This window comes from Phaeobacter sp. JH20_34 (genome assembly GCF_048056095.1).
In the GTDB taxonomy this organism is placed as follows: Bacteria; Pseudomonadota; Alphaproteobacteria; order Rhodobacterales; family Rhodobacteraceae; genus Phaeobacter; species Phaeobacter bryozoorum.
Window position 1 is genome coordinate 309,435 of sequence record NZ_JAYMWT010000011.1, and the last position, 19,491, is coordinate 328,925.

Genomic DNA, 19,491 nt, shown 5'->3' on the forward strand with positions numbered 1-19,491 from the left:
CATGGCTATCTGGAATTTGGGCTCAATCAACGCCGACATGATCTATGCGCTGCCTCACATGCCAGCTGCGGGGGAAACTCTTGCGGCGGAGGGGCTGGAGCAGTTCCTGGGCGGAAAGGGAGCAAATATGTCTGTGGCCGCCGCGCGCGCAGGCAGTCATGTCTGCCATCTTGGCGCGGTCGGACCGGACGGGGCCTGGGCCGCCACGCGGTTGTTGGAATATGGCGTCGACACGCGCCATATTGCGCAGCTGGAGGTGCCGACCGGTCATGCAATCATCGCGGTTGATCCGTCGGGCGAGAACCAGATTATCCTGTTTCCCGGGGCCAACCGTCAGATCGGCGAAGATCAGGTCGGCTCTGCGTTGTCAGAGGCGAGTGCGGGCGACATTTTGGTGATGCAGAACGAGACCAACATGCAGGCCGAGGCTGCACGAATGGGTCGCGATCTTGGCCTGAAGGTTGCCTATGCCGCCGCGCCTTTTGATGCAGAGGCAGTCCAGGCGGTCCTGCCGTATCTCGACTATCTGTTCCTGAACGAGGTCGAAGCTGAACAGCTGCGTGAAGCGACCGGCAAGACGCCCGAAGCGCTGGGCGTGTCAGATGTTATCGTGACTCTGGGGTCCAAGGGCGCGCGCCATTATGCGTGCGAGAGTGGTGAAACCCACGATGTTGCAGCGCATTCGGTTGTTCCGGTCGACACAACGGGTGCCGGAGATACTTTCACGGGGTATGTGCTCTCGGGATTGGACCGTGGCATGCCGATGGCGCAGGCCTTGGCGCAGGCCAGTCGCGCAGCTGCATTGATGGTCACCCGCAAAGGCACCGCCGATGTGATCCCCGACCTGAAAGAGGTGCAAGACGCAAGTTTCTGACCACAGTAATCAGTCAATATGAAAAAGGCGCGGGTTCCACCGCGCCTTTTTCGTGCAGTTATCCATGGTGCCGCACCTAGTGCTGCTTGGCAAAAGGCGCTGCGGCCCCCCATAGCTGCAATACCCTTGCATCGCGACCACAGGCCTGCCGATATCGCTTATACGCCTCCGATTGACGTTTGGGACCAAATCGCGTGAGCACCAGCCGGTTCCCTTTGTAATAATCCTGATGGTAGGCATCGGCGGGATAGAATGCCGTTGTGGGAAGGATCGGTGTGACGATGGCGTGACCGAGTTCTGCTTGCGCCTTGGCCTTGGCAGCCTCTGCGGCAGATTTCTGATCCGATCCAGAGACGAATATGGCCGTTCTGTAGCTGTCGCCGCGGTCGCAGAACTGACCACCGGCATCTGTCGGATCAACTGACCTCAGGAACATGGACAGCAGCTGCTGGCGCGTTACATTTTTGGGGTCAAACCGGATTTGAACCGCTTCGTAGTGACCGGTGCCGCCGGCGGTGACCTGTTTGTACGTAGGTGATGGCACGCTGCCGCCCGTGAAGCCGGATACTGCCGAGAGAACCCCTGGAACGCTTTCAAAATCGCTTTCCACGCACCAGAAGCAGCCACCCGCCACGGTCAGGGTTTCGACGTTCTGGGCATGGGCCTGATGACCTTTCAAGGCCACGGCCAGCACCATGAACAAGGTCAGTACGATTGGTCTAAGGGATTTGGTCGAACGCATCATGGCCTCCATCGTTGCTCTACTGTGGCTCAGGGCTCTTTCGGGCTCAATCACATGACATGGTTTGTCACAGCTTGGTGACGGGAAGTTACCGCTTGGAAATGGGATCCAATGCTTCTAGCGTGCGCCTCGCAGGAGGAGCAGATGACCAAGAAAATGAGTACGCACCAAGCGGAAGAAGATCAGCGCAACGAAGAGATCCTGATCTATCTGAACGGCGAGATTGTTCCGAAAGCTGACGCTAAGGTCAGCGTCTATGACAGCGGTTTCATGCTGGGTGACGGCGTTTGGGAGGGGCTGCGCCTCTATGATGGGACCTGGGCCTTCATAGATGAGCATCTGGACCGCCTGTTCGAGGCCGCAAAGGCGATTGATCTGGATATCGGCATGTCCCCTGATCAGGTCAAACAGGTCGTGCTGGACACGCAGAAAGCCAATGGTATGACCACAGATGCCCATGCGCGGCTGATGGTGACACGCGGCGTGAAAACTCGGCCTTTTCAACATCCCTCGCTGTCGCAGCAGGGACCGACCTTCACCATCATCATGGAGCATTCGCGCCCTCACCTGCCGCGCCCGATCCGGCTGGCAACCGTGCCACATCTGCGCGGACTGCCGATGACGCAGGATCCGAAGCTGAATTCGCATTCCAAGCTCAACTGCATCTTGGCCTGTATCGCAGCCGAGAAGGCGGGCGCCGACGAAGGGCTGATGCTGGACGCGAACGGCTTTGTGAACACGACGAACGCCTGCAATTTCTTTATCGTTCGCAAAGGTGAAGTTTGGACCTCGACCGGTGACTACTGCATGAACGGGATCACCCGACAGAAAGTGATCGACCTGTGCCGCGCCAACGACATCCCTGTCTTTGAGCGCAACTATTCACTGGTGGATACCTACGGCGCGGATGAGGCTTTCCTGACCGGAACCTTTGGTGCGCAGACGCCCGTGGGCGAGATCGATGGTCGCCAGATCGGTGAGGGTGCCATGGGGCCTGTGACCGAGCGGATCCGCTCGCTCTACAAGGATCTCATCGCGCGGGAGTGCGCCTGATGCGGATCGCGATGTGGTCAGGGCCGCGCAATCTGTCGACGGCAATGATGTATGCCTTTGGCAATCGCGGCGATTGCGCTGTGGTGGATGAACCTTTTTATGCGGCGTATCTGGCGAAAACGGGACTGGAGCACCCAATGCGCGCCGAGATCCTGGAGAGCCAGCCACAGGAGCCGGCGGCGGTCGTGGATTTGTTGCTGGGGCCGGTCCCGGCTGCAAAACCGTTTTTCTATCAGAAGCACATGACGCAGCATATGATCGAGGGCATACCCCGTGACTGGATGCGTGAGGTCACAAATGTGTTTCTGATCCGCCATCCGGCGCGGGTCATTGCCTCCTACGCGGAGAAACGGGAAAATCCGACGTTGGATGACATAGGGTTTCGCCAGCAGGCGGAATTGCTCGATCTGGTCCAGAGTTGGGGTCAGAGTCCGGTGGTTCTGGACAGCAACGATATTCGCAGAGATCCCGCGCAGATGCTGGAACGGCTCTGTGACAGGATCGAGATGCCGTTTTCCCCGAAGATGCTGTCATGGCCCATGGGCGGACACAAGGATGACGGCATCTGGGCAGCACATTGGTATGGATCTGTCTGGCAGTCGACGAAATTCGCAGGACCAGAAGGACCGTTGCCCGAGGTTCCGGATGAACTGCAACCGGTTCTGCAAGCGGCATTGCCCTATTACGAGCAGCTGCAAACGACAAAGATCTGACGGAAGGGAACCAGGGGGGCGCTGCCCCCTCGCGCCTGCGGCGCTTCACCCCCGGAGTATTTTTTGGAAAGATGACAGGCCGCAGGGCTGCGTCGTGATCAGCCGATCAGCTTGCCCAGTTTCATTGCCACCCCCATATCACCTGAAATTTTCAGTTTGCCCATCATCACGCCGGTCATCGGGTTCAGTTTTCCGGTGAGCAGCTTCTTCAGGTTTTCGGTACTGATGCGGATGGTGCAGTCGGTGTCACGGTTTTCTGTCGTGGCATCGCCATCTGCGAGAACGATGACGCCATCGTCGCCGCAATCGAATTTCAACGAACCGTCAAAGTTTTTCCCGGTCAGCCCGGCGCGGATACCATCCGCCAGCGGTTGAAGTGCCATCGTCTCCCCCTCGGTATCTTTGCGCCAAGGGTTAGGCATCCGTCTGTCAGCAGGCAAGGGTGACCAAAGGGGAGGTTACGTCAGCTTTCAAGACAGGCTGCTACGGGTGACCGGGCAGGGGGTTCCGTCGAAAAACGTCTCTAATACTTGTGAAAACACATCTGGTGCGCCAGGAACGGCAGCAAAGAGCGTCATTGATGAGCAGAGTTTCCTGGCGTCAGTTTCGCCGAGGATGGACGCGGCGCTGCGGTCTTTGTGGGTGAGCAGCAGCTCGCTCGCCTCGGTCAACCGTGCGTTCAGGACCGGATGGGCCAGATACGCGGTGGCCTCCGTCAGATCCTCGATCCCGTAGAGTTGCGCCATATGGGACTGGCCAAGGTCAGCAAGCTGGGGAAAGACGAACCACATCCAGTGGCTCGTCTTTTTACCGGCGGAGAGTTCGGCGCGGACATCGTTCCAAACGGTGTCCTGCGCCTCGACGAACATCTCCATCTCTTCGGTCAGATCGTCGTCTATATCATCTTCGATATCGACGCGGTCGCTCATTTCTTCAACCGGCGCTCGCGAGAGGCGAGAAGTTTCAGCCGCAGCGCGTTGAGCTGGATGAAGCCCGCTGCGTCCTTCTGATCATAGGCACCTGCGTCTTCCTCGAAGGTGACATGTGCTTCGGAGTAGAGCGAGTGATCTGACCAGCGGCCTACGGTGGATACGGAACCTTTGTACAGTTTAACACGTACGGTGCCGGTGACATGTTCCTGGCTGCGGTCGATGGCGGCTTGCAGCATTTCGCGCTCGGGCGAGTACCAGAAACCATTATAGATCAGCTCGGCATATTGCGGCATCAGCTGGTCTTTCAGGTGCATTGCGCCCCGGTCCATCGTGATGGATTCAATGCCGCGGTGGGCTTCGAGGAGGATGGTGCCACCCGGTGTCTCATAGATGCCGCGGGATTTCATGCCAACAAACCGGCCTTCGACCAGATCGAGACGACCGATGCCGTGCTTGCCGCCGTATTCGTTCAGTTTGGTGAGAATGGTCGCGGGTGACATTGCCTCGCCGTTGATGCTGACGGCGTCACCTTTTTCAAAGCCGATCTCGATGAATTCAGCTTCATTCGGAGCATCCTCCGGGTGGACGGTGCGCTGATAGACATAGTCAGGCGCTGCAACGGCGGGGTCTTCCAGCACCTTGCCTTCGGAGGAGGTGTGCAGAAGGTTCGCATCCACGGAGAAGGGGGCTTCGCCACGTTTGTCCTTGGCCACAGGGATCTGGTGCGCCTCTGCGAATTCTAGCAGACGGGTGCGCGAGGTCAGATCCCATTCGCGCCAGGGGGCGATCACCTTGATATCGGGGTTCAGCGCATAGGCCGCCAGTTCGAACCGGACCTGATCGTTGCCCTTGCCGGTGGCGCCATGAGCAACCGCATCGGCGCCGGTTGCCTCGGCAATCTCGACCAGACGCTTGGAGATCAGCGGACGCGCGATGGAGGTGCCCAGCAGGTAGAGGCCTTCATAGACGGCATTGGCGCGGAACATCGGGAAGACGAAGTCCCGCACGAATTCTTCCCGTACGTCTTCGATGTAGATGTTCTCTGGTTTGATGCCCAGCAGCTCTGCCTTCTGGCGGGCAGGTTCCAGTTCCTCACCCTGGCCGAGATCGGCGGTGAAGGTCACAACCTCACAACCGTATTCGGTCTGCAGCCATTTCAGAATGATTGACGTATCAAGGCCGCCGGAGTAGGCGAGGACAACTTTCTTGGGCGCGGACATGGGATTTCCTCTTGATCAGAACGCCAGCGGCCTATCCGGTTTTTGACAGAAGAGCAAGGTTTTCCCCATATCGGAACCGGAGTGTCCGCATAGTAGTCGCGTGCAACGATTGAGCAGTATTGGAGTTTGAATAAATGATTGGCTGGACGCTATTTCTACACTCGGTAAGCATGGTGCAGCGGAACGTCCCGCAGCTGATGCGGATCTTCCTTGTTCCCTCGCTGATTGCCATGGGGATTGCCTATTTGGCCATCGGTGGCTTGCTAGGCGATATTGGGCTTCAGGCGCGCGGGTTTGACCGCAACATGTTCCTTTCAGTTCTCTGGCGCATCGTTGGACTATGGCTTGTGATTGGCTTGATTGGCACGTGGACCGTGGTGGCCTGGCATCGCTACATTCTGCTGGAAGAGCATCCTCGCGGCTGGCTTCCAGCTTTGCATAAGGCGGAGATGGGCAACTATATCTTGGGTCTGATCAAGCTGTTTTTTATCGGAATGCTGTTCTTCTCTGTCCTGGCATTAATTGGGCCGGCCTTGATCCAGAGTCTCGGGATGCTTGGCCTATACCTGTTATTGGCCGCTGGCGCGCTGATTGCGATATTCATGTTCAGGTTTGCATTGGTCCTGCCGGCGGCGGCGCTTGGTAAGCCTATTGGTGTGAGCGAGTCATTGGCACTGACCACCGGTGCATTTGGTACGTTGTTTGTTCTTGGCCTCTGTCTTTTTGGTCTGCAGCTCGTGGCTGAACTGATCCTGTTCCTTGTGGCCGATGCTGTACTGATCGCGATGGTTCTTGAGATAGCGTTCTCTGTCGTGCTTGCGATCTTGAATATCAGTGCTCTCACGACGCTTTACGGCTACTACGTCGAGAAACGTGCGATCTGATCTGCGGTATTCTTCAGTATGCTTTGATCCTGCCCCCTTGTCTTGGGGGCGGGGTTGGGTCACTCAAGTGGCATGAGTGATTTTCAGACCCAGGCCCGGGCCGCCGAACAGGCCATGCGCGCGATTTTCCCTGCCACGCCGCTGCAGCGCAGCACGCTGCTGTCGGAACGGTTCGATGCGGATATCTACCTGAAACGAGAAGATCTGAGCCCGGTGCGGTCCTACAAGATCCGCGGTGCGTTTAATGCAATGCGTAAGCAGCTGGACCAGTCGCTGTTTGTCTGTGCGTCAGCTGGAAATCATGCGCAGGGCGTTGCCTTTATGTGCCGCGAGCTGGACAAGCGCGGGGTGATCTTTATGCCGGTGACCACCCCTCAGCAGAAGATCCAGAAGACCCGCATGTTTGGCGGCGACAACGTCGAAATCCATCTGGTTGGCGACTATTTTGACGACACACTGTCGGCAGCTCAGACTTGGTGTGCAACGGAAGGCGGGCATTTTCTGTCACCATTTGATGATGATGATGTCATCGAAGGCCAGAGCTCCATCGCGGTCGAAATCGAGGCTCAGCTGGGCGCCGTTCCCGATCATGTGATCCTGCCGGTGGGCGGTGGTGGCATGTCGTCGGGCGTGGCCCGCTGGTTCGGCGACAAGGTGCATTGTCTTTTTGCAGAACCCTCTGGCGGCGCATGTCTGAGGGCGGCGCTAACTGCTGGACACCCCGTAGCACTGGACCATGTCGACACATTCGTCGATGGCGCCGCAGTTGGCCGCATCGGTGAGCGGCCGTTCGAGGTGCTGAAACATGTGCCCCTGCCGGACGTCCTGTCGATTGCCGAAGATCGGATCTGCACGACCATCCTTGAGATGTTGAACGTCGAAGGTGTGGTTCTGGAACCGGCTGGGGCGCTGGCGATCGAGGCCTTGCGCGATGTACGCTCCTGGATCCGTGGCAAGACGGTGGTCTGTCTCACGTCGGGCGGCAACTTTGACTTCGAGCGGTTGCCAGAAGTGAAGGAACGAGCACAGCGCTATATGGGGTTGAAAAAGTATTTCCTTCTGCGCTTGCCGCAGCGACCCGGGGCACTGAAGGAGTTCCTGGGTATTCTGGGGCCAGAGGATGATATCGCCCGGTTCGAATATATGAAGAAATCAGCGCGCAACTTCGGTTCGGTTTTGATTGGTATAGAAACCAAGCGACCTGAGAATTTCGCTGATCTCTACGTCCGGTTGGATGCTGCCGGCTTTGCCTATACCGACATCACCAGCGATGAAACCCTGGCGCAATTCGTGATCTGAGGAGGTGCTGGCTCAGAGCTTGCTGCTCATGTCGCGCAGGAACTCTTCTTTTGATGCCTCATAGCTGGCGATGATCGTGGCTGTGTCCACATCCTTTGCCTCGCCCTGTGCCGAACGGCGCTCGCCTTCCTGACAGAGGCGGGAGAATTGAGAGAAGCCCAAATTAAGGGCGCTGCCTTTCAGGAAGTGCAGGTCCTGTTCCAAGGTGGTCAGATCCGGGGATCTCAGCTTTTCGATGACGCCTTCGACCTCTTCGAGGAAGATCTCGACAACTTCAGAGAAGTCCTCAGCGCCGACTTCCTCGTGCAGCTCCTTCGCGCGTGACCAATCAATCATCTTTGCAATCCTTGTTTTGATATCGCATTTTACGATTGCTTTACTTATAAACTCGTAAATCACCGTTTAACGCGAGGCTAGATCCATATTTCGCAAACTTCACTTCCTGTTAAGCGAAGAGCGCGATAGTGACTTGCGTTTAAGGTATCTTGCGCCGTTTTTTGTGGGGTTCACTCGGTGTTGCCAGACAGTTCGATCGAAATAAACCAAGAGGTTACGACCAATTCGATCCGCCGTGTCCTGGTGGTCGATGACAGCCGTCTGCAGCGACGAATCCTGGTGGCATCACTGAAGAAATGGGGATTCGACGTCGTCGAAGCTGAAAGCGGCGAGGTCGCGATGGAGATCTGCGAGAGCGATCCGCCAGATCTGATCCTCAGCGACTGGATGATGCCGGGAATGAATGGGCTGGAGTTCTGCCGGGCGTTCCGGGCCAAATCGCAGGATAACTACAGCTATTTCATCCTGCTGACCTCCAAGAGTGAAAAGAACGAGGTGGCGCAGGGGCTGGATGCCGGCGCGGATGATTTTCTGACCAAACCTGTCAGTTCGGACGAGCTGCGCGCCAGAATCTCTGCGGGTGAGCGTATCCTGCGGATGCAGCGAGAACTCTCAGAGAAGAACCGGATCGTCTCGGATACGCTGGATGAATTGCAGCGGGTCTATGATGCTATCGACAAGGATCTGATTCAGGCGCGCAAAATTCAGGAATCGCTGGTTCCAGAACTGTCGCGAAAATTCGGGTCATCCACTGTCAGCCTGCTCTTGAAACCCTGCGGTCATATCGGTGGTGATCTGGTTGGCATGTTTTCACCCGGGGTGAACCGGATTGGCTTTTACTCGGTCGATGTCTCCGGTCATGGCATTACGTCCGCAATGATGACGGCGCGACTTGGCGGCTATTTGTCGTCGACCTATTTCGATCAGAACGTCGGCATGGAGAAGCGATTCAACCGCTTCTACGCTCTTCGCCAACCTGAAGAAGTTGCAAGCCTGCTGAATGCCCGGCTGATCGCCGACACCGGGATCGAAGAGTATTTTACTATGGCCTATTGCATCGTCGATCTGCGCAGCGGCGTGTTGAAGATGGTGCAGGCCGGCCATCCGCACCCATTGCTGATCCGCAAGGATGGCAGCACAGAGTTCATCGGGAAGGGCGGCGTTCCTGTGGGGCTGGTGCCAGATATCACCTATTCCCAAGAAGATGTGGTGATGGAGAAGGGCGACAGGCTGCTGCTGTATTCGGACGGTTTTACTGAGGCGCGTTTGGAGAATGGCGAGATGCTCGAGGCCGAGGGATTGGTGGATCTGATCGGCAAGTGCAACTCGGATCAGACCGGCCAGGAATTCCTCGACGATCTCTACTGGAACCTGACACAGGTGATGTCGTCGCAATACGGTTTGGAGGATGATGTATCCGCCACCCTATTCGAATATGAAGGCCCGTAAGCTGAGCCTTCACCGGGTCGCTCGCCAATCTTCGGCCGATTTCTAGCTTTGTCCCATCCATCGCGCGATATATCCGGCAAAGTGGCGATCACCGGCATTGCCGAGCATCTCCTGCGCGACATCCGCTCGCATCCAGAGCGCTTCATGCAGTGGTTCGCTCGGGTCTGAGATCTGCCGGGCCGGGCGCGCAATATAGATATGGCAGAGTTTCTCAGCCCATAGATCATACTCCGGCATATAGGCAAACCGGCGGAATGCCCCCAGCTTGCGGGGGGAGGAAATGGTCCAGCCGGTCTCCTCCATCACCTCGCGGTGCAATGCAGGAATAGGTGATTCGCCCGGATCTATGCCGCCTCCGGGCAGCTGAATATCCGGGCTTGGATCCGGCTGACAGGTCACCAGAAGCTTGCCATTTCGCGGCAAGAGAGCGTAGACGCCGGGCCTGCGCCGGTATCTTTTCGATTTATCCGGCGTATCGCCAAAACGTCTGATCACGGCGCTGACCTCTTCACTCTGATGGTGTAAACCCTATATAGGCCCGATATGCCAATCCACGGCGCGTAAGGAAACCCCATGACACTTGTATCGAAAATCGCGTGGGACGATACCGTCCTGCCCTTCCAGCTTGACGTATCGGACATGCGCGGCCGCGTTGCGCGGCTGGACGGTGTGTTGGATGGTATTCTGAAGCAGCATAATTACCCACCTGTCGTCGAGGCGCTGGTGGCCGAGATGGCATTGCTGACGGCTTTGATTGGTCAGACAGTCAAATTGCAATGGAAACTGTCCTTGCAGGTGCAGTCCAAAGGTGCGGTGAGGATGATCGCGACCGACTACTATGCCCCCCAGGCAGAAGGCGAGCCGGCCCGGATCCGCGCCTATGCCAGCTATGATGAAACACGGCTGACGGATGGCGCCCCCTTTGATCAGGTGGGTGAAGGGTATTTTGCGATTCTTGTCGATCAGGGTGAAGGGATGAAACCCTATCAGGGGATCACCCCTCTGGCGGGCGGGTCGCTGGCCGCCTGTGCCGAAGCCTATTTCGCCCAGTCCGAGCAGCTGCCAACGCGGTTCTCGCTCAGCTTTGGCCGTTCCGCCGAGCCGGGTGTGCCGGAGCACTGGCGGGCCGGGGGGATTATGCTGCAGCAGATGCCAAAGGCGTCTCCGTTTGTTGCCGATGGTACCGGCTCTGGCGATACGCTGGTGGCTGAAGATCTGGTGAACGGCGAAGAGGGCGAGAACTGGAACCGTGTGATGCACCTGCTTGCGACCGTCGAAGACATGGAGCTGATCGGCCCATCGGTAACGCCGACAGATCTGCTCCTGCGATTGTTTCACGAGGAACAACCGCGGGTTTTCGATGCCCAACAAGTCAAATTCGGATGTACATGTTCCACCGAGCGGGTACGCGCAAGCCTGTCGATCTACTCCGCCAAGGACATCGCAACGATGACCACTGACCAAGGCCGCGTGACAGCCGATTGCCAGTTCTGTGGCGCCCATTATGATCTTGATCCGGCGACGCTGGGGTTTGAGGCCGATAAAACGGATGAGGCAGAGGGCGATAGTGCCTGATCTGCGAGAAAAGCTGACCGCTGCGCTGGGCGCTGAGGGGGGAGGGTCATCCGATTTTGATCTGAACCCGGACGTCGTTCTGCCTGTTGATCGTAAATTGCGACCGGCAGGCGTTCTGGTGGCGATCAGCATCGCTGAGGGCGTGCCGCAGGTCATCCTGACAAAACGCTCATCGGCGTTGAAACATCATCCCGGCCAGATCGCTTTTGCCGGTGGGAAGCAGGACGCAAGTGATGCAAGCGTGACCGATGCCGCCCTGCGTGAAGCATGGGAAGAGATCGGGCTGCCGAGTGATCTTCCGCAGATTGTCGGTCAGCTACCTGCGCATGAAACTGTCACCGGGTTCATGGTGACGCCGGTGGTGGCCCTGATTGATCAGACCTTTGATATCAAGGCCGAAGCTGGCGAGGTTGCCGAGGTTTTCAGTGTCCCACTCTCACATCTCTGCGATCCGTCTCGCTATCAGATCCAGTCGCGTCGCTGGCGTGGGGTGCGGCGGAACTACTTCGCTGTTCCATACGGTCCCTATTACATTTGGGGCGCAACCGCGCGAATGCTGCGCGGCCTCGCCGACCGGATGCAGTCATGAGATATCTGACCGCGCCCTGGCTTGATGATCCGGCTGTCCAGCGCGTCTGCGAGGTGCTGACCGAGGGCGGTGCGGAGGTCTATTTCGTCGGCGGATGTGTGCGAAATGCGCTATTGGGCGCGCCGGTTTCAGATCTCGACCTGTCCACTAACGCGCTGCCGCAACAGGTTATCGAACTGGCCGACAAGGCCGGCATCAAAGCCATACCAACAGGTATCGATCACGGCACTGTAACACTGGTGCATCGCGGTACGCCCTATGAGATCACCACCTTTCGTCGTGACGTTGCTACCGACGGTCGTCGCGCTGTCGTCGCATTTGCGGATCGTATCGAGGAGGATGCGGCGCGACGCGACTTTACCATGAATGCGCTTTACGCTCGCCCGGATGGGGAACTGGTTGATCCCCTGAACGGTCTTCCGGATCTGCGCGCGGGGATTGTTCGGTTCATCGGCATTGCCGAACACCGCATTCGCGAGGACTATCTGCGCTCGCTTCGGTATTTCAGATTCCACGCCTGGTACGGAGATTTGGATGCTGGGTTTGATCCGGACGCCCTGTCGGCGATCGCGAGCAACCTGAATGGCATCGCAACCCTATCGCGTGAGCGTGTCGGAAGTGAGATCCTGAAGCTTCTTGCAGCCCCCGATCCGGCGCCGGCGATTGCGATTATGCGGCAAATCGGATTGCTCGCATTGATTCTGCCGGGCAGCGATGATCGCGCCCTGGCACCGTTGATCCATCTGGAAGAGGGGTCCGCCCCCGATCCCATTCGCCGTCTTGCAGCGCTCGGCGGTAGCGCTCCGGGCGAGGTTCTGAGGTTGAGCAAATCTCAGGCCGCCGAGATACGCTTGCTTCGCAAAGAAGTTGAAGGAACCCAAAGTCCGGCTGCCCTTGCCTATTATCATGGGGCGGCCATCGCCCGCAGCGTGATCCTGTTGCGATCTGCCCTGCTTGAGATGCCGATTTCGCCTGATTTAGAGACTGAAATCAATCTTGGCGCGTCCGCCGTATTCCCCGTGTCGGCGCAGGATCTGATGCCTGAACTCCAGGGGCCTGCTCTTGGCGCGGAGCTCAACTCCTTGCGTGATAAATGGATCAGATCCGGGTTTGCCCTGACGCGGAAAGAGCTGCTGGGACTGGCCTGAAGCGCACGTGCTGATTGTCGTGCGTCGCCCACCGCGTCAAAAGGGGTGACAGAGTGGAATTTTTTTCCTACCCATATGGGACCATCTTATGACGGGAGGAATACGCATGTATCACGGGATCTGGCGCAATTAACGCCTGACCTGTCCGACGTCTGTCGGAGGGGCCACGGCGATGGCCTTTGTTCGCATGACTATTCCATATGCTCAATTATTGGAGCACCCGCATGTTTCGTTTCTTCGAAAACCTTATCGACCCCTATTGTGATTACCCGGAAACCGACACTCCGCCACGGCGACTGTGGCCGTTCCTGAAAGATTATTCGCAGCCCTTCAAAAAGGTCTTTGCGGCCACCGCGTTTATGTCGGTCATCGTCGCAGCCGTTGAAATCGGTCTGATCCATTACATGGGACGGGTTGTGGACCTGTTGTCCGGTGAACCGGCCGATGTCTGGCAGGCTCACGGGACAGAGTTGATCCTGCTGGCTGTATTTATCCTGACCATTCGGCCGCTGCTGCAGCTACTGGATGTGCTGTTGCTGAATAACGCTATCCTTCCAAACTTCGGGACTTTGATCCGCTGGCGTTCACATAAGCATGTATTGCGGCAATCGGTTGGCTGGTTTGAGAATGATTTTGCCGGGCGGATCGCAAACCGGATAATGCAGACACCGCCTGCCGCTGGTGAGGTGGTGTTTCAGGTCTTTGATGCGATCACATTCGCATTGGCCTATCTGGCTGGCGCGGCTCTGTTGCTGTGGTTGGCGGACATGCGGCTGATGATGCCCCTGCTGGTATGGTTTGCGCTTTATGCGATGCTGATCCGCTGGACAGTGCGCCGCGTCGGGCCAGCCAGCCAGGCCGCCTCCGACGCCCGATCCACGGTGACCGGTCGGGTTGTTGACAGCTATTCCAACATTCATTCGGTCAAGATGTTCGCCCATCACGATACCGAACTGACCTATGCCAAAGAGGCGATTGAGCGTACGCGCAAGACGTTCCAGGCGGAGATGCGGCTCTATACAATCATGGATGCCGCATTGGTGACGCTGAATGGCCTGCTGATCGTTGGGGTGGTCGGTTGGGCGATCCTGCTGTGGATGCAGGGGCAGGCTTCGGTCGGGGTTGTTGCCTCTGCTACGGCGCTGACCCTGCGTCTCAATGCTATGACCGGGTGGATCATGTGGGCGCTGACCACGTTTTTCCGGCAGCTTGGTGTCGTGGCCGAGGGGATGGAAACCATTGCCCAGCCGATTGATCTGGTGGATGCAGCTGATGCCAAGCCGCTTGATTTACGCGATGGGGAGATGGAGCTCCGGCAGCTGTCCCATCATTACGGGCGCGGCTCTGGCGGTCTGGATCAGGTCAGTCTGACCATTCGTCCGGGAGAGAAAATCGGCCTGATCGGGCGGTCTGGTGCCGGGAAATCGACCTTGGTGAAACTGCTGTTGCGGTTCTACGATCCCGAGGGCGGGCAGATCCTGATCGACGGGCAAGATATCCGTACCGTCACACAGGACAGTCTGCGCGCCCAGATTGGGATGGTGCAGCAGGACAGTGCCCTATTGCACCGATCGGTGCGAGACAACCTGCTCTATGGTCGGCCTGACGCCAGCGAGGCCGAGATGATCGAGGCCGCAAAGCAAGCGCGGGCGCATGAGTTCATCCTTGACCTAGAGGATCCCGAAGGCCGCAGGGGCTACGATGCGCATGTCGGTGAACGGGGCGTGAAGCTCTCAGGCGGGCAACGTCAGCGAGTGACACTGGCTCGGGTAATCCTGAAGGATGCACCTATCTTGATTCTGGATGAGGCGACATCGGCGCTGGACTCAGAGGTTGAGGCCGAAATCCAGCAAACGCTATACGGGATGATGCAAGGCAAGACGGTGATAGCGATTGCCCACCGTCTGTCCACCATCGCCCAGATGGACCGTATTCTGGTTCTGGATGACGGTCGTATTGTCGAGGAGGGCGCCCATGACGTGCTTTTGCGGTCAGAGGGCCTATATGCCCAGTTCTGGGCGCGGCAATCCGGCGGCTTCCTGAACATTGAGGCAGCAGAATGAAACTGGGCAATCTGATCGACGCATTTCAACCGGCCGACGGCGCCCCACCAGATCAGTTGGGGCGCTTTTTGCGATGGTGTCTGTCCGGCGCCTGGCCAATGCTCACGGTGGCTGCGGTCTTTTCGGCGCTCGCCGGGGGAATGGAGGCGGTCACGGCTTATATTCTGGGTCTGGTGATAGATACGGCGATAGCCAGCGGGCCGGACCGGTTCTTCTCGGCAGGTAATCTGGTGATACTTGCCGGTGCGTTGGGTTTCTTCCTGTTGTTGCGGCCGATCCTTTTTGGCCTCTCTGCGGCGTCCAACGCAATTATTGTGCAGCCGAACGTCAATCCGCTGGTGCTGTCCCGTCTCAATCGTTGGACAATGGGGCAATCGGTGCGTTTCTTCGATGATGATTTTGCAGGTCGCATCGCACAGAAGCAGATGCAGACTGCCAATGCGGTGACGTCGGTCGCGGTTGAGGTGATCAATGTCGTCGCCTTCGCGCTGGCATCACTGCTTGGCGCGCTGGCATTGCTAGGGGCGATTGACTGGCGGATCACTGGATTGTTCGTGGTTTGGCTGGTCGGGTATTTTGCCACAATCCGTTGGTTTCTGCCGCGCATCAGAAAGCGGTCTGCGGCCCGGGCTGGCGCGCGGGCTATGGTTACCGGGCAGGTGGTCGATACGATCACCAACATCAAGACGGTGAAGCTGTTCGCCCATGCCGATTTTGAAGAACGGACGGCACAGGATTCGATGGCCGATTTCCGTAACAAGGCGCTTCATTTCGGCTATCTGTCGGCGACCTTCCGGTTCTGTCTGATGACTCTGGCAGGAGTGCTGCCTGTCCTGCTGATTGGTGCTACGCTTGTGTTGTGGCGGGACGGGATGGCGACCGAAGGTGATATCGTTGCGGCGGGCGCGGTGTCGGTGAGGATCGCGCAGATGACGGGTTGGGTCAGCTTTACTCTGATGGCGATCTACTCCAACATTGGCGAAATCGAAAACGGCATGAAGACGCTAACGCGTCCTGACCGGGTTGAGGATCAAGACACCGCCAAGACGCTGCGGACCAAAGGTGGACGCATTGAATTCCGAAATGTCGGCTTTGCCTATGGGCGCGATGTCGGCGGTATTCAGGATGTTTCCCTGACAATTGAACCGGGTGAAAAACTGGGGATTGTCGGGGCTTCCGGCGCGGGGAAATCCACGCTCGTGTCGCTTCTGTTGCGCCTCTACGACGGGGAAAACGGCCAAATCCTGATCGATGGGACAAACGTTTCAGAGGTGACGCAGAACTCGCTGCGCAGCCAGATCGGCATGGTCACGCAGGAAACCGCAATGTTCAATCGCTCGGCGCGCGACAATATCCTTTACGGTCGGCCGGACGCCAGCGAACTGGAGCTTATTGCCGCCGCTAAAAAGGCGGAGGCTCATGAATTCATTCTTGACCTGGAGGATGCACAGGGCCGCAGCGGCTTTGATGCCCATCTCGGCGAACGGGGTGTGAAACTGTCCGGCGGCCAGCGTCAGCGGATCGCGCTGGCCCGAGCCATTCTGAAGGATGCACCCATTCTGGTTCTGGATGAGGCGACCTCGGCGCTCGACTCCGAGGTGGAGGCGGCGATTCAGTCGGCGCTGGAGCGGGTCATGCAGGGCAAGACGGTTCTGGCCATCGCACACCGCCTGTCGACGCTGAGTGAAATGGATCGGATCATCGTCATGGATCAAGGTCGGATTGCGGAGGTGGGCACCCATGATGCACTGCTGAAGCAAGGCGGTCTTTACGCGAAGTTCTGGTCGCGGCAATCCGGCGGCTTCATTCGGACCGAAGGCGATGATGATGAGGTCGATCCGATCACTCGACGATCGTGGGATGCGGCGGAATAGGAAGTGCTGAGCGCCCGTACAAAGGTCGTTCACACGCAGACTGCGCATTTTTCTTTTGCGCGGGCCAGTCGCAGGGTATGCAGCGGCCATGACACATGCAGCTAGAACCACAGCCACAATCATTCGTCTTGGCCATCAGGGGGACGGAGTCGCCGAGGGCCCGCTTTTTGCGCCGCGCACCCTGCCGGGAGAGACCGTCAGCGGTATTCGCGACGGGCACCAGCTCACGGATATCCGCATCGAGAACCCGTCAGAGGCACGCGTCCAGGCGCCTTGTCGGCATTATAAATCCTGTGGTGGCTGTCAGCTGCAACATGCGACAGATGATTTTGTCGCGGGCTGGAAGGTCGATATTGTGCGCAATGCGCTGGCTGCCCAGGGGATTGAGACGGCGTTTCGCCCGATCCACACCTCACCGCCACAATCGCGCCGTCGCGCCACGCTGTCAGTGCGCCGAACCAAGAAAGGGGCGATGGCTGGATTCCATGGCCGCGCGTCCGGGGTGATTACCGAGATACCCGATTGCCAGTTGCTGGCACCACAGCTTCTGGCTGCTGTGCCGATGGCGGAGGCACTGGCCATGGCTGGCGCTAGCCGCAAGGCACCGCTTTCGGTGACGGTGACCCTCTCGGAGGTTGGCGTTGATGTACTGGTGACCAACGGCAAGCCGCTGGATGGCGCGCTTCGGATCGCGTTGGCGCAGGTGGTCGACGCGCATCGTATTGCAAGGCTGACCTGGGAGGATGAGCTGATCGGTATGGAACAGCCGCCAACTCAACCCTTTGGTCCGGCACATGTCTGCCCGCCGCCGGGTGCCTTTCTACAGGCTACCCGTGATGGCGAGGCGGCCTTGCTCGCGGCGGTCGAGGAGGTTGTCGCGGGGGCAAAACGTCTCGTCGACCTATTTGCCGGCTGCGGGACTTTTTCGCTGCCACTGGCGAAAAACGCTGAGGTCCACGCTGTCGAGGGTGAAAGCGCCATGTTGCGCGCATTGGATGCCGGTTGGCGGCAGGCCAAAGGCTTGAAGAAAGTCACCACCGAGACCCGCGATCTGTTTCGCAACCCGTTGCTGCCGGAGGATCTGAATCCGTTTGGAACGGAGTTTGACGCTGCAGTGATTGACCCGCCGCGCGCTGGTGCTGAGGCCCAGGCCACTCAGCTGGTTGCAGCACGTACGAAACGGGTTGCCTATGTTTCCTGCAATCCTGTCACCTTTGCCCGTGATGCGAAGATTTTGACCGATGGCGGCTATCGGCTGGATTGGGTACAGGTGGTCGATCAATTCCGCTGGTCCTCGCATACGGAACTCGCGGCCAGCTTTTCGTACGTGGGGTAGAACCGGTGAGCATCAGTGCAAAACAAACCCTGAACAAGCGGCTTGGCGATCTTATCGCCAGTGATCGTTTTGGCAACTTCATCACTGTGGTGATTCTGATCAATGCCGTGACGCTGGGAATGGAGACATCTGATACGATCATGTCCCGGTTCGGGACGATCGTTCTGTTTGTCGATCAGCTGTGCCTGGGGATTTTTGTCGTTGAACTGCTGGCAAAACTCTGGGTACAGCGGCTGCGGTTTTTCCTGCGCGGCTGGAACATCTTTGACTTTGTGATCGTCAGCATCGCCTTTCTTCCTGGGGCGCAGGGGATGTCCGTCCTGCGGGCGCTGCGCATATTGCGGGTGTTGCGCGTCATCTCCGTTGCGCCGCGGCTGCGCCGGGTGGTTGAGGGTTTCATTACTGCGCTACCGGGCATGGGCTCAGTCTTCCTGCTGATGGCTATCATCTTCTACATCGGCTCCGTCATCGCGACGAAACTCTTCGCGGACAGTTTCCCGGAATGGTTCGGTAATCTCGCGCTGAGCGCATATTCCCTGTTCCAGATCATGACTTTGGAAAGCTGGTCCATGGGCATCGTACGCCCTGTCATGGAGATCTACCCCTATGCCTGGGCGTTCTTCGTGCCGTTTATCATGGTCACCACCTTTGCGGTTGTGAACCTCTTGGTCGGCCTGATCGTGAATTCGATGCAGGATGCCCATCACGAGGAAGAGGGCGAACGCACGGACGCTTATCGGGATCTGGTTCTGGCTCGGCTGGAGGCAATCGAGCAGCAAATCGCGACGCTGCAACCGCCGCACGAGAAGAAGTGATTTTGAATTTTCCACCGAAGATAGTAGTTGGAAAATGAGGCAAATCAGGCAGAGACCTAGAATAATGGATAGACGTACATTCGGATTGGGCGCCGCGGCGACCCTTGGGCTGGCGGGCTGTAGCTCCGGCCCCAGCAAATTCCGCAGTTATTATGGCCCCGAGGTAACCTCGGTTGTTGTCAATAAGGGCGCCCGCAAGGTCTATCTTCTGCACAATGAGGATATTCTGCGCGAATATGAAATGGAGCTGGGTTTCGCACCGCAGGGCCACAAGCAGATCGAGGGCGATGGCAAAACTCCCGAAGGCACCTATCTGATCGACCGGCGCAATCCCAACAGTCGTTATCACCTCTCCATCGGGATCTCTTACCCCAACGCACAGGACCGGGCAAAGGCGGCGGCAATGGGCAAGAAACCGGGTGGCGAGATTTTCATTCACGGTGAGCCAAACAACCCCAAGGAACGCAAACGCGCTGCGCGGGTGGATGACTGGACTGCGGGCTGCATTGCGGTCAGCAACGATGAGATCGAAGAGATCTATGCGATGGTGCGCGACGGTACGTTGATTACCCTGCGTCCCTGATCGTCT

Annotated in this window: 20 protein-coding genes; 14 read left to right on the forward strand and 6 right to left on the reverse strand. The window is 58.0% G+C overall.

Annotated features, from left to right (window positions below):
* Position 1: 1 nt before the first annotated feature.
* Positions 2-874: a ribokinase gene (locus tag VWZ81_RS10905; protein WP_416542704.1), complete on the forward strand. Its 873-nt coding sequence runs from the start codon at positions 2-4 to the stop codon at positions 872-874.
* A gap of 76 nt (positions 875-950) precedes the next feature.
* Here the strand turns inward: VWZ81_RS10905 and msrA are convergent, their stop codons facing one another.
* Positions 951-1,616, reverse strand: a complete 666-nt coding sequence (msrA, locus tag VWZ81_RS10910) for a peptide-methionine (S)-S-oxide reductase MsrA (protein ID WP_416542760.1) — start codon at positions 1,614-1,616, stop codon at positions 951-953.
* A 144-nt stretch (positions 1,617-1,760) separates the two neighbouring features.
* Here msrA and VWZ81_RS10915 point away from each other — a divergent pair, with 144 nt between their 5' ends.
* A complete protein-coding gene (locus VWZ81_RS10915) occupies positions 1,761-2,669 on the forward strand; it encodes a D-amino acid aminotransferase (protein ID WP_416542705.1) in 909 nt (302 codons plus the stop codon).
* The gene (locus tag VWZ81_RS10920) at positions 2,669-3,382 is read left to right on the forward strand and encodes an HAD family hydrolase (RefSeq protein WP_340547131.1); all 714 of its coding nucleotides are present in this window, start codon (positions 2,669-2,671) and stop codon (positions 3,380-3,382) included. The genes VWZ81_RS10915 and VWZ81_RS10920 overlap by 1 nt, the downstream gene beginning before the upstream one ends.
* 98 nt (positions 3,383-3,480) lie before the next feature.
* Here VWZ81_RS10920 and VWZ81_RS10925 read toward each other — a convergent pair whose 3' ends face one another.
* The 3 genes from VWZ81_RS10925 to VWZ81_RS10935 form a co-directional block, all read right to left on the reverse strand.
* Positions 3,481-3,765, reverse strand: a complete 285-nt coding sequence (locus VWZ81_RS10925; protein WP_416534335.1) for an SCP2 sterol-binding domain-containing protein — start codon at positions 3,763-3,765, stop codon at positions 3,481-3,483.
* Positions 3,766-3,852: 87 nt separating this feature from the next.
* Positions 3,853-4,311, reverse strand: coding sequence for a DUF1810 domain-containing protein (locus VWZ81_RS10930; protein WP_340547133.1), 459 nt, complete (start codon positions 4,309-4,311; stop codon positions 3,853-3,855).
* A complete protein-coding gene (locus VWZ81_RS10935) occupies positions 4,308-5,534 on the reverse strand; it encodes an argininosuccinate synthase (RefSeq protein WP_416542706.1) in 1,227 nt (408 codons plus the stop codon). The genes VWZ81_RS10930 and VWZ81_RS10935 overlap by 4 nt, the downstream gene beginning before the upstream one ends.
* A gap of 134 nt (positions 5,535-5,668) precedes the next feature.
* On the opposite strand from VWZ81_RS10935, the gene VWZ81_RS10940 reads away from it, so the two are divergent.
* Both VWZ81_RS10940 and ilvA read left to right on the forward strand, forming a co-directional pair.
* Positions 5,669-6,418: a hypothetical protein gene (locus VWZ81_RS10940; RefSeq protein WP_416542707.1), complete on the forward strand. Its 750-nt coding sequence runs from the start codon at positions 5,669-5,671 to the stop codon at positions 6,416-6,418.
* Between the two features lie 72 nt (positions 6,419-6,490).
* The gene (gene ilvA, locus VWZ81_RS10945; RefSeq protein ID WP_340547136.1) at positions 6,491-7,717 is read left to right on the forward strand and encodes a threonine ammonia-lyase IlvA; all 1,227 of its coding nucleotides are present in this window, start codon (positions 6,491-6,493) and stop codon (positions 7,715-7,717) included.
* A gap of 12 nt (positions 7,718-7,729) precedes the next feature.
* On the opposite strand, the gene VWZ81_RS10950 is transcribed toward ilvA, so the two are convergent.
* Complete coding sequence (locus tag VWZ81_RS10950; protein ID WP_340547137.1) at positions 7,730-8,053, reverse strand: Hpt domain-containing protein; 324 nt, start codon at positions 8,051-8,053, stop codon at positions 7,730-7,732.
* Positions 8,054-8,230: 177 nt separating this feature from the next.
* Here VWZ81_RS10950 and VWZ81_RS10955 point away from each other — a divergent pair, with 177 nt between their 5' ends.
* Entirely contained in the window at positions 8,231-9,502 is a 1,272-nt protein-coding gene (locus VWZ81_RS10955) for a fused response regulator/phosphatase (protein ID WP_340547138.1), read from the forward strand.
* Between the two features lie 42 nt (positions 9,503-9,544).
* Here the strand turns inward: VWZ81_RS10955 and VWZ81_RS10960 are convergent, their stop codons facing one another.
* Complete coding sequence (locus VWZ81_RS10960; RefSeq protein ID WP_416542708.1) at positions 9,545-9,997, reverse strand: NUDIX hydrolase; 453 nt, start codon at positions 9,995-9,997, stop codon at positions 9,545-9,547.
* 78 nt (positions 9,998-10,075) lie between these two features.
* Here VWZ81_RS10960 and VWZ81_RS10965 point away from each other — a divergent pair, with 78 nt between their 5' ends.
* The 8 genes from VWZ81_RS10965 (at position 10,076) to VWZ81_RS11000 (ending at position 19,485) form a co-directional block, all read left to right on the forward strand.
* Positions 10,076-11,077, forward strand: coding sequence for an Hsp33 family molecular chaperone HslO (locus VWZ81_RS10965; protein WP_416542709.1), 1,002 nt, complete (start codon positions 10,076-10,078; stop codon positions 11,075-11,077).
* Entirely contained in the window at positions 11,070-11,666 is a 597-nt protein-coding gene (locus VWZ81_RS10970; protein WP_416542710.1) for a CoA pyrophosphatase, read from the forward strand. Before VWZ81_RS10965 ends, VWZ81_RS10970 begins: the two co-directional genes overlap by 8 nt.
* Positions 11,663-12,814 carry a CCA tRNA nucleotidyltransferase gene (locus VWZ81_RS10975; protein ID WP_416539875.1) on the forward strand — a complete coding sequence of 384 codons (1,152 nt, stop codon included), beginning with the start codon at positions 11,663-11,665 and terminating at the stop codon, positions 12,812-12,814. Before VWZ81_RS10970 ends, VWZ81_RS10975 begins: the two co-directional genes overlap by 4 nt.
* Positions 12,815-13,038: 224 nt before the next feature.
* Positions 13,039-14,877, forward strand: coding sequence for an ABC transporter ATP-binding protein (locus VWZ81_RS10980; protein ID WP_416542711.1), 1,839 nt, complete (start codon positions 13,039-13,041; stop codon positions 14,875-14,877).
* On the forward strand, positions 14,874-16,751 hold the full coding sequence (locus tag VWZ81_RS10985; RefSeq protein WP_416542712.1) for an ABC transporter ATP-binding protein: 1,878 nt from the start codon (positions 14,874-14,876) through the stop codon (positions 16,749-16,751). Before VWZ81_RS10980 ends, VWZ81_RS10985 begins: the two co-directional genes overlap by 4 nt.
* Before the next feature lie 88 nt (positions 16,752-16,839).
* A complete protein-coding gene (locus tag VWZ81_RS10990) occupies positions 16,840-18,087 on the forward strand; it encodes a class I SAM-dependent RNA methyltransferase (protein WP_416534327.1) in 1,248 nt (415 codons plus the stop codon).
* A 5-nt stretch (positions 18,088-18,092) separates the two neighbouring features.
* Positions 18,093-18,902 (forward strand): ion transporter, encoded by an 810-nt coding sequence (locus tag VWZ81_RS10995; RefSeq protein WP_416542713.1) that lies wholly within the window; start codon positions 18,093-18,095, stop codon positions 18,900-18,902.
* Positions 18,903-18,966: 64 nt separating this feature from the next.
* Positions 18,967-19,485, forward strand: coding sequence for a L,D-transpeptidase family protein (locus VWZ81_RS11000; RefSeq protein ID WP_416537738.1), 519 nt, complete (start codon positions 18,967-18,969; stop codon positions 19,483-19,485).
* Positions 19,486-19,491: the final 6 nt, after the last annotated feature.

What these genes read in the sequence shown, in the direction of transcription:
- VWZ81_RS10965 (WP_416542709.1), top strand. Translation starts at nt 10,076, where the DNA reads ATGACACTTGTATCGAAAATCGCGTGGGACGATACCGTCCTGCCCTTC.
- VWZ81_RS10905 (WP_416542704.1), top strand. Translation starts at nt 2, where the DNA reads ATGGCTATCTGGAATTTGGGCTCAATCAACGCCGACATGATCTATGCG.
- VWZ81_RS10915 (WP_416542705.1), top strand. Translation starts at nt 1,761, where the DNA reads ATGACCAAGAAAATGAGTACGCACCAAGCGGAAGAAGATCAGCGCAAC.
- msrA (WP_416542760.1), bottom strand. Translation starts at nt 1,616, where the DNA reads ATGCGTTCGACCAAATCCCTTAGACCAATCGTACTGACCTTGTTCATG.
- VWZ81_RS10990 (WP_416534327.1), top strand. Translation starts at nt 16,840, where the DNA reads ATGACACATGCAGCTAGAACCACAGCCACAATCATTCGTCTTGGCCAT.
- ilvA (WP_340547136.1), top strand. Translation starts at nt 6,491, where the DNA reads ATGAGTGATTTTCAGACCCAGGCCCGGGCCGCCGAACAGGCCATGCGC.
- VWZ81_RS10940 (WP_416542707.1), top strand. Translation starts at nt 5,669, where the DNA reads ATGATTGGCTGGACGCTATTTCTACACTCGGTAAGCATGGTGCAGCGG.
- VWZ81_RS10975 (WP_416539875.1), top strand. Translation starts at nt 11,663, where the DNA reads ATGAGATATCTGACCGCGCCCTGGCTTGATGATCCGGCTGTCCAGCGC.
- VWZ81_RS10930 (WP_340547133.1), bottom strand. Translation starts at nt 4,311, where the DNA reads ATGAGCGACCGCGTCGATATCGAAGATGATATAGACGACGATCTGACC.
- VWZ81_RS10980 (WP_416542711.1), top strand. Translation starts at nt 13,039, where the DNA reads ATGTTTCGTTTCTTCGAAAACCTTATCGACCCCTATTGTGATTACCCG.
- VWZ81_RS10925 (WP_416534335.1), bottom strand. Translation starts at nt 3,765, where the DNA reads ATGGCACTTCAACCGCTGGCGGATGGTATCCGCGCCGGGCTGACCGGG.
- VWZ81_RS11000 (WP_416537738.1), top strand. Translation starts at nt 18,967, where the DNA reads ATGGATAGACGTACATTCGGATTGGGCGCCGCGGCGACCCTTGGGCTG.
- VWZ81_RS10920 (WP_340547131.1), top strand. Translation starts at nt 2,669, where the DNA reads ATGCGGATCGCGATGTGGTCAGGGCCGCGCAATCTGTCGACGGCAATG.
- VWZ81_RS10935 (WP_416542706.1), bottom strand. Translation starts at nt 5,534, where the DNA reads ATGTCCGCGCCCAAGAAAGTTGTCCTCGCCTACTCCGGCGGCCTTGAT.
- VWZ81_RS10985 (WP_416542712.1), top strand. Translation starts at nt 14,874, where the DNA reads ATGAAACTGGGCAATCTGATCGACGCATTTCAACCGGCCGACGGCGCC.
- VWZ81_RS10950 (WP_340547137.1), bottom strand. Translation starts at nt 8,053, where the DNA reads ATGATTGATTGGTCACGCGCGAAGGAGCTGCACGAGGAAGTCGGCGCT.